General features: G+C 68.1%; 8 protein-coding genes and 3 pseudogenes. 3 read left to right on the top strand and 8 right to left on the bottom strand.

What is annotated here, in order from left to right; translation table 11 throughout:
- Positions 1-1,626: tetratricopeptide repeat protein (locus WA944_RS05905; RefSeq protein WP_526646540.1), on the top strand; the 1,626-nt coding region annotated here is incomplete at its 5' end.
- Between the two features lie 7 nt (positions 1,627-1,633).
- Here the strand turns inward: WA944_RS05905 and WA944_RS05900 are convergent.
- The 3 genes and pseudogenes from WA944_RS05900 to WA944_RS05890 all read right to left on the bottom strand — a co-directional run bounded on the left by WA944_RS05900 (position 1,634) and on the right by WA944_RS05890 (position 4,197).
- The gene (locus WA944_RS05900; RefSeq protein WP_526372699.1) at positions 1,634-2,242 is read right to left on the bottom strand and encodes a TetR/AcrR family transcriptional regulator; all 609 of its coding nucleotides are present in this window, start codon (positions 2,240-2,242) and stop codon (positions 1,634-1,636) included.
- Positions 2,243-2,252: 10 nt separating this feature from the next.
- Positions 2,253-3,322, bottom strand: a pseudogene (locus tag WA944_RS05895) (NAD(P)H-dependent amine dehydrogenase family protein).
- A 10-nt stretch (positions 3,323-3,332) separates the two neighbouring features.
- Positions 3,333-4,197, bottom strand: a pseudogene (locus WA944_RS05890) (SDR family NAD(P)-dependent oxidoreductase).
- A 334-nt stretch (positions 4,198-4,531) separates the two neighbouring features.
- Between WA944_RS05890 and WA944_RS05885 the strand changes: the two are divergent.
- On the top strand, positions 4,532-4,996 hold the full coding sequence (locus WA944_RS05885) for an STAS domain-containing protein (RefSeq protein ID WP_526373734.1): 465 nt from the start codon (positions 4,532-4,534) through the stop codon (positions 4,994-4,996).
- Here the strand turns inward: WA944_RS05885 and WA944_RS05880 are convergent.
- The 4 genes from WA944_RS05880 to fgd are packed head-to-tail and all read right to left on the bottom strand — an operon-like array spanning position 4,931 to position 10,245.
- A complete protein-coding gene (locus tag WA944_RS05880) occupies positions 4,931-6,136 on the bottom strand; it encodes an acetate/propionate family kinase (RefSeq protein ID WP_526646538.1) in 1,206 nt (401 codons plus the stop codon). The two genes, WA944_RS05885 and WA944_RS05880, sit on opposite strands and share 66 nt — an antisense overlap.
- A gap of 4 nt (positions 6,137-6,140) precedes the next feature.
- Positions 6,141-8,195, bottom strand: coding sequence for a phosphate acetyltransferase (gene pta / locus WA944_RS05875; RefSeq protein ID WP_526646542.1), 2,055 nt, complete (start codon positions 8,193-8,195; stop codon positions 6,141-6,143).
- A 40-nt stretch (positions 8,196-8,235) separates the two neighbouring features.
- The gene (locus tag WA944_RS05870) at positions 8,236-9,213 is read right to left on the bottom strand and encodes an endonuclease/exonuclease/phosphatase family protein (RefSeq protein ID WP_526373732.1); all 978 of its coding nucleotides are present in this window, start codon (positions 9,211-9,213) and stop codon (positions 8,236-8,238) included.
- Positions 9,214-9,234: 21 nt separating this feature from the next.
- A complete protein-coding gene (gene fgd, locus WA944_RS05865; RefSeq protein ID WP_526373730.1) occupies positions 9,235-10,245 on the bottom strand; it encodes a glucose-6-phosphate dehydrogenase (coenzyme-F420) in 1,011 nt (336 codons plus the stop codon).
- Between the two features lie 22 nt (positions 10,246-10,267).
- On the opposite strand from fgd, the gene WA944_RS05860 reads away from it, so the two are divergent.
- Positions 10,268-11,017 (top strand): MBL fold metallo-hydrolase, encoded by a 750-nt coding sequence (locus WA944_RS05860; protein WP_526373728.1) that lies wholly within the window; start codon positions 10,268-10,270, stop codon positions 11,015-11,017.
- A gap of 1 nt (position 11,018) precedes the next feature.
- Here the strand turns inward: WA944_RS05860 and WA944_RS05855 are convergent.
- Positions 11,019-11,280, bottom strand: a pseudogene (locus WA944_RS05855) (hypothetical protein).
- Between the last annotated feature and the right edge of the window lie 126 nt (positions 11,281-11,406).

Here is an 11,406-nt window from a genome sequence, read left to right as displayed (position 1 = left end):
GACGACAAGCACGGCAACCCGGTCGGCTACATCGTCATGGAGTACGTCGGCGGATCGTCGCTCAAGCAGGCCACCCGGCTCAAGCAGACCGAGGGCACCCGGCTTCCGGTGGCCGAGGCCATCGGCTTCATGCTCGAGATCCTGCCCGCGCTGGGCTATCTGCACGTCAACGGGCTGGTGTACAACGACCTCAAGCCCGAGAACATCATGGTGACCGAGGACCAGCTCAAGCTCATCGACCTCGGCGCGGTCTCGCCGATCAACTCGTTCGGCTATCTCTACGGCACCCCCGGTTACCAGGCGCCGGAGATCGTGCGTACCGGGCCGACCATCGCCTCCGACATCTACACGGTCGGCCGCACCCTGGCGGCGCTGACGTTGCATCTGCGTACCCGCAAGGGGCGCTACGTCGACGGGCTGCCCGAGGACGATCCGATGCTGGCCGAGTACGACTCGTTCGGCCGGCTGTTGCGTCGCGCGACGGACCCCGACCCGCGGCGGCGGTTCCGGACCGCCGAGGAGATGGCCAGCCAGTTGATGGGTGTGCTGCGTGAAGTGGTCGCACACGACACCGGGGTGCCGCGCCCCGGTCTGTCGACGGTGTTCAGCCCGTCCCGGTCCACGTTCGGCGTCGACCTGCTGGTCGCGCACACCGATGTCTACCTCGACGGCCAGGTCCATTCGGAGAAGCTCACCGCGCAGGAGATCGTCAGGGCGCTGCAGGTGCCGCTGGTGGATCCCACCGACGTCGGCGCGGCGGTGCTGTCGGCGACGGTGCTCAGTGAGCCGGTTCAGACGCTGGATTCGCTGCGGGCCGCGCGGCACGGGGCGCTGGACTCCGAGGGCATCGACCTGTCGGAGTCGATCGAGCTGCCGCTGATGGAGGTGCGCGCACTGCTGGACCTCGGTGACGTCGCCAAAGCCACCCGCAAGCTCGACGACCTCGCCGAGCGGGTGGGCTGGCGGTTGCGGCTGGTGTGGTTCCGTGCCGTCTCCGAGCTGCTCACCGCCGACTACGACTCGGCCATCAAGCATTTCACCGAGGTGCTCGACACCCTGCCCGGCGAGCTGGCACCGAAGCTGGCGCTGGCGGCGACAGCCGAGCTGGCCGGCGCGGACGTGTCGACCGCGCCCGAACGCAAGTTCTACGACACCGTCTGGTCCACCGACCACGGCATCATCTCGGCCGGCTTCGGCCTGGCGCGCGCCCAGTCCGCCCAGGGCGCACGCGATGCGGCGGTCCGGACCCTCGACGAGGTGCCGGCCACCTCGAGGCACTTCACCACCGCACGGTTGACCAGTGCGGTCACCCTCCTGTCCGGTCGCTCTGCCAGTGAGATCACCGAGCAGCAGATCCGCAACGCCGCGCGCCGGGTGGAAGCGCTGCCCGACACCGAGCCGCGGGTGTTGCAGATCCGGGCGCTCGTCCTGGGAACCGCGATGGACTGGCTCGCCGACAACACCGCCAGCACCAACCACATCCTCGGGTTCCCGTTCACCGAGCACGGCCTGCAGCTCGGTGTCGAGGCGGCGCTGCGCAACCTCGCCAGGGTCGCGCCGACCCAGGCGCACCGCTACGCGCTGATCGACCTGGCCAACAGCGTGCGACCGATGTCCACGTTCTGAGCCGGGGTCACTGCACGGCGATGTAGGTGCTCACCACGTCGACCAGCGTCTGCAGATCCCGTGACTGGTCAACCGGTTCGGGCCAGGTCATCTGCGCAATGACGATGCCGCGCAAGGTGTTCCAGATGAGATTGCCGACGTGCGTGGCGTCGGGTGCCGCCAGCCCTTCGCCGAGTTGCCTGCCGAGATCGGTGAGCTTGGCCATCAGCTCTGTCAGGTGGGTGTTCACCGCGTCGCCCCGGATGCCGCGGGTCGAGATCAGGATCTCCAGGGCGGCACGGGAAGTCGCGCTGGAGAAGGCCTGCCACACCGCGTCGACCACGAAGGCCACCCGCGCCCGCGGGTCCAGCCGCGCAGCTTCCGGCGACAGATCGGCCAACGTGTCGAGCAGCTCGCCGAAGCCCTGGTCGACCACGGCCATCAGGATGCCGTCGAGATCACCGAAGTGGTACTGGACGACTCCCCATGTCACGCCGGCGCGGTCGGTGATGTGTCGAACGCTGGGCGGGGCGAAGCCCTCGTCCAGGATGCAGCGGACCGTCTCGTCGATCACCGCGGCGCGGGTGCGCTCGGCTCGCGCCTGTCCCCCCGTCGCTGGGCGTCGCGGTGCGGTCATGGTCTCCTCGTCACCACATCACACCCCTGACGTGGTCGGTCGCGCGGAGATCTCCGGCGGCCAGCAGTCCGCTCGGCGCGCGGCACACCGCCTCGATGGCGTTGACGGCCCGCGCGGCGGTGGCGATCACCCCACCCTGGTTGTGATCGATACCGGAAGTCCCTACGTGGGTGTTGATCTCGATTCCCGGGCTGCCGTCGATGACGACCCGGTGTACAACGGGATGGCCGTCAGGCGGGAACGGCCACTCGGGTGCGGCGGCCGCGGTGAGCCTGTTTACGTGCTCCATGGTGATGACGGGGTATCCCGCGCGCAGGCCGTCGACACCGAACTTGACTGCGGCGACGTGTCCGGGCTCGACGCGCATCATCGTGCCGTCGATGGGCTCCGGGGTCACCCACTTCTCGTGCCGCTCACGTACCTCGTCGAGTTCGATCCCAAGGTCCGCGGCGAGGCTGCGCACCTGGGCACCCCACATCGACGACAGCACTCCGGGCGAGAACATGATCGGGGTGTGGTCGGCCGCGTGCCGAAACCGAAGCTGACCCCGGTGAACTCCGCGTCGTCGTAGGTTCCGTAGTCGAAGATCTCCTGGACGGTGACCGCGGTGGCACGCGCCGCCAGGCTCAGGGCCGTGAACACCATTGTGTCACCGGAGAATCCCGGGTCCATGCCGGTGATGTACAACGTGCTCTCACCGTCGGCGCACGCGGCGGCCAACGGTTCGCGCAGCCAGCCGTCGGCCTGCTCGGGTGCCACCAGCCAGACGAAAGAGGTACCGACCACATTGGTGCCCGCACGCAGGAAACGACTGATTTCGTCGCGGGCCGCCGTCGGCCTGGTCTCGGCCTGGGAGGTGTACACGACGCAGTCGGCGTCGAGGGCCACCAGCGCATCGATGTCGTCGGTGGCGGTGACACCGGTCGGCGCGGACAATCCACACAGCTCGGCAGCGTCCCGCCCGAGCTTGCCGGCGCTGCTCGCGTGGACACCGACCAGCTCGAGATCCGGGCGCTCGATGATGCTGCGCAACGCGTGCACACCGACGTTTCCGGTGGAGAACTGAATGATCCGGCGCATTATCCGCTCCTCAAAGCAGGTCGGTGATCGTCTTCAGGCCCGCCTCGTCGAGCACCCCGGGCAACATGCCACCGTCGATCTCGATGGTGGTGCCGTTGATGAAATCGGCTGCGCCGGAGGCGAGGAAGACACAGGTGCGGCCCACTTCGGCTGGCTCGCCGCCGCGCCGCAGCGGCAGCGCGCTGAAATAGGTTGCGCCGGTGGGGTCGTCCTTGGGAAGCACGAACGACCGTAAGTTCTCGGTGATCGTCGGACCGAGCGCAACGCAGTTCACCCGGGCTCGTGGACCCCATTCCTCGGCCAGCGATCTCGTCAGGTGGTTCAGCCCGGATTTGGCCGCACCGTAGGACACCAGCGTCGGCGAGCCGGCCGGGTGTCCGGCGCCGCTGGAGACGTTGATGATGCACCCCGTCCCTTCCTGGCGCTTCATCTGCCGGTAGACACGGATCGCGAACCGCAGCGGGCTGATCAGGTTCATCTGCACGGCGAACGCGTGGAACAGCACAGTGCGGTCGAAATCGTCGTCGGATGCGGGCGCACCCTGGATGCGCGAGACCAGGGCGGGCACGTCCTCGGCGTGTGGCGCCGGGACGGTGCCGCCGGCGTTGTTCACCAGGATGTCGACCGCGCCGTAGGTGTCGACGACCTCGGTCACCATCGCGTCGATCGCGTGGTGATCGCCTTGGTCGCAGACCATCTGGGCGGATCGCCGCGCCCACTCCGGGACGTCGCCGACTCCGGGGATCGCGTCGAGTGGCGCGCGGAAGCAGCCGATCACGGTCGCCCCGGCGCGCAGCAGTTCGTGGGCGATGCCGACGCCGACACCCCTGCTGGTGCCCGTGACGCGCGACTTTTCCGGCCAGTTCACCCGACATGAGTCAAATGATCACACGTTTGATGTTTTATGCCAATCCTCCAGCAATTGCGGAATCAGTTGCTGATGTGTCCGATGCGGCAGGGCAGCTGCCGGCGTCCGGAGAAATTACCTAGATAGTGCAGCAACATTGCAGTTAGAGCGGCTTTCCTTGGTTCCGGCAGACTTATGGTCAAGCCACGAATTCCGTAGTATCGTGAGCCAACCTGGTTGATGGGCCAGCCAGAACAGCAGAACAAATTGGTGACGTCATCGACGGCTTTGAGAAGCCAGGGCCAGTTTCCCTGACGGCATCCACAGCACGATTTCCCAGGTTTCGGCTGACGGAGGCCACCATGTCCATACCTGAATCTCTGCCGGCTCCGAGCACACAGCGGGTGTACCGCCCGGACCCGAGATCCTTCGATCTGCGCGAAGAACACCACCGCGCCACGTTCTCTGCGCGTCAGCTGCCCCCGTCCAAGGTGCTCGTGACCATTCACGGCGAGGTCGACGCCACCAACAGTTGCGCGCTCGCCCGCTACGTCGAACGACGGATCTTCGGGTCCCGGCAGCTGATCCTCGACCTGCAGACCGTCGAGTTCTTCGCCGCGTCGGGGTTTGCCGCGTTGTCCAACATCAACGTCATGTGCGCCAGGGTCGGGGTGCAGTGGACGTTGCTGACCGGTCCGCACGTCGGACGGTTGTTGCGGATCTGCGATCCGGCACGCGAACTGCCCGTGGCCCGCGACCCGTCAGCCGCCAAGTACCTGCGCACACGCCCGGGCGATCGCAAGCTCCTCGTTGGTGGGAATCACTAGTACCGTCGTCGGCGACCCGTCCGGTGAGATGCGCCTGGCCGCGCGGGCCGGGCTGTCATTGAGGTGTTCGTCGAGTTCGATCCCGAAGGCCGCGAGCCCCGAGAGCGCGTCGCGGCGGACCGCGGCGTCGTTCTCCCCCACGCCCGCCGTGAACGTGATGACGTCGACCGTCCCGAGGACGGCGAAGTAGGCGCCGATGTACTTCCGCAGTCGGTGGATGTACACGTCGTAGGCCAATTGTGCTGCGGCCCGGTCTGTTTCGGACCCTGACTCGATCTGCCGGCGCAGCACCCGGAAATCGACCTCGCCGCCGAGTCCGCGCACCCCCGAGCGCCGGTTCAGCATCGACTCGATGTCCTCGACACTCATGCCTGCCGTGCGCCACAGGTAGGTGATCACGCCAGGGTCGATGTCCCCGGACCGGGTTCCCATCACCAGCCCTTCCATCGGGGTGAGTCCCATCGAGGTCTCCACCGGTCGGCCACCGACGATTGCCGAGGCCGACGCCCCGTTGCCGAGGTGCAGGACGATCTGGCTCAGCGACTCCGGCGGCACGGCGAGGAACGCCGCGGCCTGTTCGCTGACGTACTGGTGCGACGTGCCGTGGAACCCGTACCGCCGGATGTTCCACCGGGCGGCGACCTCGTGGTCGATGGCGTAGGTGGCGGCCGCGGGCGGCAGGTCGTGGAAGAAGGCGGTGTCGAAGACCGCGACGTGCGGTATGTCGGGCAGGGCCTTGCGGGCGACCTCGATGCCGAGGATCGCCGGTGGGTTGTGCAGCGGCGCCAATGGCGCCAGCTCCTCGAGCCGCTCGATCAGCGCGGCGTCGACCACCGTGGGCCGGTACAGGTCGGGCCCGCCGTGCACGACGCGGTGCCCGACCGCGACGAGGCCGAGATCCTCCAGGCGCGCCCCGGCCTCCTCGAACAGCTCGAAGGCGACGCGTAGCGCCTCATCGTGATCGGCCACCCGCTGGTCACGGGACACCGTGGTCTGCCCGACTGTCAGGCCGGCCGACGACGAATCCTCGCCGATCCGCTCGACGATCCCCTCGGCCAGCAACGCTCCCGAGTCAGGTTCCACCAACTGCAGTTTCACCGATGACGAACCGGAGTTGAGGACGAGCACAGTGCGTGTCACGACCTCACCCCTGCGCCTGGATCGCGGTGATCGCCACGGTGTTGACGATGTCCTCGACGAGCGCGCCGCGCGACAGGTCGTTGACGGGCTTGTTCAGGCCCTGCAGCACCGGGCCGATGGCGATTGCGCCCGCACTGCGCTGAACCGCCTTGTAGGTGTTGTTGCCGGTGTTGAGGTCGGGGAAGATCAGTACCGTCGCGTGGCCCGCCACCTTCGATTCGGGCATCTTCGTCGCCGCCACCGACGGTTCCACCGCGGCGTCATACTGGATCGGACCCTCCACCATCAGCTCGGGGTCCCGGGAGCGCACCAATTCCGTTGCCTTCCTGACCTTGTCGACGTCGGCGCCGGTGCCAGAGGACCCGGTCGAGTACGACAGCATCGCCACCCGCGGGTCGATGCCGAACTGCGCGGCGGTGCGGGCCGAGGAGATCGCGATGTCGGCGAGCTGTTCGGCGGTGGGGTCCGGGACGATCGCACAGTCCCCGTAGGCCAGCACCTCGTCGGCCAGGCACATCAGGAAGATGCTGGACACCGTGGACACGTCGGGCAGTGTCTTGATGATCTCGAACGACGGGCGCACGGTGTGCGCGGTGGTGTGCCTGGCACCCGACACCATGCCGTCGACCATGTCGTTGTGCACCAGCATGGTGCCGAAATACGAGACGTCGTGGATGATCTCGCGAGCCTGCTCGACGGTGACCCCTTTGTGGGCGCGCAGCTTCGCGTACTGCTGCGCGAACTGGTCGCACAGCTCACTGGTCTGCGGGTCGAGCACCACGGCGCTGGACAGGTCGACGCCGAGTTCTGCCGCGCGAGCGCGGACCCGGGACTCCTCACCGAGGATCGTCAGATCGGCGACACTGCGCTGCAGCAACCGGCCGGCCGCTCGGAGGATGCGGTCGTCGTTGCCCTCGGGCAGCACGATGCGCTTGCGCTCCGCACGGGCCCGGTCCAGCAGCCGATAGGTGAACATCTGCGGTGTCACCGCCGTGGGGGTGACAATGGCAAGCTGCGCCAACAGATCCTCGGTGTCGACGTGGGCGTCCATCAACGCGAGCGCGGTGTCGACCTTGCGGTGCGACTGGGTGGTCACCCGGCCACGGGTGGCGGCGACCCTGCTCGCCGTCTCGAAGGTGCCGAACCGGGTCTCGATGATCGGCAACCGCAGCCCCAGACCCGACACCAGCGACTCGATCGACGGATGCAGTGGCAGACCGCCGTTGAGGATGACACACGACAGCGACGGAAAGCCCTCTGCGGCATGGGCGCTGAGCACGGCCAGCACCACGTCGGAACGGTCGCCGGGGGTGACCACCGCAACGCCTTCGGTCAGCCGCTCGAGCACGTGCTCGGCCGTCATCCCGGCGACCAGCACGTCGAGCACTTCGCGGGTCAGCAGGGCGGGCTCGCCCCGCAGCACCGTGCCCTCGACCGCGGTCTGCAGCTCGGCGACCGAGGGCGCGACCAGCAGCGGTTCCTCGGGCAGCACGTAGGTCCTGGGTCCGAGATTCTGCAGTGCCGCAGCGACATCGTCCATCTCGGCGGGCTCGCACCGGTTGACCACCACCGCGGCGGTTCTGGCGTGCTGCGCGGCAATCTCGTCCATGCAGACCTCGACCACCTGTGTGACCTGGTCGGGGGTGCGGCCTCTGGCCTTGACGGCGAGCACCACCGGGGCGCCGAGGTTGGCGGCGATGCGGGCATTGGTGGACAGCTCGCTGGGGGCCGCGACGTCGGTGTAGTCGCTGCCGACGACCAGGACCGCGTCGCACTGGTCGGCGACCTGATGGAAACGGTCGACGATCTCGGCGAGCGCGGCGTCCGGGTCCTCATGCAACTGCTGGTAGCTGACACCGACGCAGTCCTCGTAGGCCAGACCCGCGGTGGTGTGATCCAGCAGCAGCTCCAGGATGTAGTCGCGCCCCTCACCCAGCCGGGTGATCGGCCGGAACACCCCGACCCTGGCGACCTTCGCCGCAAGTCGGTGCAGAATGCCCAGCGCAATGGTCGACTTCCCGGTGTCACCCTCCGGCGAGGCTACGTAGATGGCGGGCATCGGGGAGCTCAGCTCGTCGGGCACGTGTCAAAGCCTGCCGTCAACTGCTTGTCATGTCCACCGGCACCCGCAGGGTGGCGCGCAGCCCGCGGTGGTCCGATCCCGGTACCGCGACCGTGGTGGCCGACGCCGCAGCGGCATTGTTCACCAGGATGTGGTCGATTCCCAGCAGGGGCGGCCACCTGGCGTCTGCCGGGTAGGTGCGGGCCAACCCGGCCCCGGCCCGCGCGCCGCCGTCCGCGTATCCCTGCGCCAGCAGCCGCCGGAACGGTGCCATGTCGGTGGTGGCGTTGAAATCACCGGCGACGATCACCGCCCCCGCGCCGGCGGCCTGCCCCACCTCCCGCAGCGTGTCGGGAAGCTGCGCGATGTCCTGCAGCCATTGCTCGATCGGCTGTGGCCACGGCGCCGCCAGGTGTACGGACAGCACGGTGGTGTCGACCACCACGCCGGGAATCCGGATCCGCGCGCCCAGCATCGGCAATGCGTAACCGTCGATCCGGCCGGAGTTGACGATCGGGTGGCGACTCCAGATGCCGATGCCGGACGCCCGGCGTTCGGGCAGGACGACCCGGTGCGGGAACACCGCATCCATCCCGGCGGCCGACAGCCCGTCGGCGGCCTCCTGGGTCATCTCCTGGACCGCCACGATGTCGGCGGTGTCGCGGGCCAGCGCGACCAGTGCGGGTGGATCGGCCTGTCCCATACCGAGGTTGGCGGTCAGCACCCGCACCTGCACCGAGGCCGAAGTCTCGGCGGCATCGGCGGCCGGGGTGTGGAACCGCGGTAGGTACACCCAGACCAGACCGGCCGTTACCGCCAGCGCCACCACGGTCAGCAGCCAGCGTCTACCCAGGCCGAGAAGCAGCACGGCCACCGGCGCCGAGAGCACCAGGTAGGGCGCCACCGCAGCGACGATCAGGGTGGGATGCCCGGAGATCGGCAGATAGCGAGCCCCGAACGACGCCAGCGCGACGGCCAGCGACAGCAGACCCAGCACCGACGCGAGAATCCTCATGTACTCGCCCGGTTCGCGGCGTCAGGCCAGGCGTCGCAGCCTCGGTTCCAGGTCGCGCTGGAACAGTTCCAGGAAGCGCCGCTGGTCGTGCCCGGGTGCGTGGAAGACGAGGTGGTTGAGTCCCCAGCCGACGTAGTCCTTGACCTTCTCGACGGCCTCGTCGGGACCGGAGGCGACGATCCAGCGCTTGGCCACCTGTTCGATGGGCAGCTCGTCGGCGGCTTTCTCCATCTCCATCGGGTCGTCGATGCTGTGCTTCTGTTCGGCCGTCAGCGACAGCGGCGCCCAGAACCGAGTGTTCTCCAGTGCCAGCTCCGGGTCGGTGTCGTAGGAGATCTTGATCTCGACCATCCGGTCGATGTCCTCGGAGTTGCGGTCGGCTTTCTCGGCGCCCTCCTGCACGGCGGGGATGAGCTTGTCCTTGTACAGCTCCTCCCCCTTGCCGGAGGTGCAGATGAAGCCGTCGCCGGCGCGGCCCGCGTACTTCGCGACCACGGGGCCGCCGGCCGCGATGTAAACCGGCACCCCGCCCTCGGGTACGTCGTAGATCGACGCACCCTTGGTCTTGTAATACTCGCCGTCAAAATCCACGCGGTCGCCGAGCCACAGCTCGCGCATCAACTTGACCGACTCACGCAGCCGGGCGAACCGCTCCTTGAACTCCGGCCACTCGCCTTCGTATCCGGTGGCGATCTCGTTGAGCGCCTCACCGGTGCCGACACCCAGGAAGATCCGGTTCGGGTAGAGGCACGCCATGGTGGCGAAGGCCTGGGCGATGACCGCCGGGTTGTAGCGGAAGGTCGGAGTCAGCACCGACGTGCCGAGAACGAGACGCTGGGTGCGCTCCCCGACCGCGGTCATCCAGGCGAGCGAGAACGGCGCATGTCCGCCTTCGTGCCGCCAGGGCTGGAAGTGGTCACTGACCGTCGCGCTGTCCATGCCGTGTTCCTCGGCCGCGACGGCCAGTTCGACGAGTTCACGCGGCGCGAACTGCTCCGCCGACGCCTTGTAGCCCAGTTTCAGTTCAGCCATGCCATCTTTCTACACTCGCGTGATGGCACCCGTCCTCACGGCCGTCGGCGACCGCGTCCACTTCGCCCAGACCGACCTCGTGAACTGGACGCTGGTCACCGGTGACGACGGGGTGCTGCTGATCGACGCCGGCTACCCCGGCCACCGCGCGGAGGTCCTCGAATCGCTGGGCCGGCTCGGGTTCGGCGTTCCCGACGTGCGCGCGATCCTGTTGACCCACGCGCACATCGACCACTTCGGTACGGCTATCTGGTTCGCCGAGACCCACGGGACCCCGGTGTACTGCCACGCCGACGAGGTCGGCCACTCCAAGCGGGAGTACCTCGAACAGGCCTCTCCGATCGATGTCGCTGCTCACGTCTGGCAGCCGAAGTGGCTCAAGTGGTCGGTGTCGCTCATCCGCAAGGGCGGCCTGACCCATGCCGGCATCCCGACCACGGCGCCGCTGACCGAAGACATCGCGGCACAGCTGCCCGGCACGCCGAAGCCGATCCCGACTCCCGGTCACACCGGCGGGCACTGCTCCTACGTCGTGGACGGGGTGGTGATCAGCGGCGACGCGCTGATCACCGATCACCCGGTGGCGCCTCGGTCGGGACCGCAGCTGTTGCTGTCCCTGTTCAACCACGACGACGAGAGCTGCCGCCGGAGCCTGGGTGCGCTGGCAGCCCTCGATGCCGAGGTGCTGTTGCCGGGTCACGGGCCGGTGTGGCGGGGGCCGGTGCGGGAGGCGGCCGAACAGGCGCTTCAGGCTTCCACAGCGGAGCCGTGAATCACACCAAAGTGTCGTAGCCGAGCAGGAACACCGCCGTCAGGGCGAGGCCGCAGGCGATCACGATGGCGGGCATCAGGATCATCGTGTCGAGTTCGTCGTCGAGGACGTCTTCCTCGATGCGGCCGAACAGCACCCGGGCGACGCCGGTGCGGCGGAAGACATGCACGAGCCGGCGGACGCCTCTGGTGTGGCGACGGCGGGCCGATGAACAGCCGAGATGCGCCGCCGAACACGAATGTCATTGCGGCAGCGGCGAGCATCAACCAACCGACGGTCGACTCCGACACGTTCGCAAGCCTATAGGCCGAGCGGCAACGCCTTGGTGAAAGCGACCGGGTAGACCTCACCTTCGGCGGGCAACGGTTCGGCCAGCCGCGTGTAGCCCA

This window comes from Mycobacterium sp. (assembly GCF_049683355.1).
Taxonomy (GTDB): Bacteria; Actinomycetota; Actinomycetes; order Mycobacteriales; family Mycobacteriaceae; genus Mycobacterium.
The sequence above is the reverse complement of the archived record's forward strand: the minus strand, read 5'-3'. Positions and strand labels throughout refer to the sequence as shown.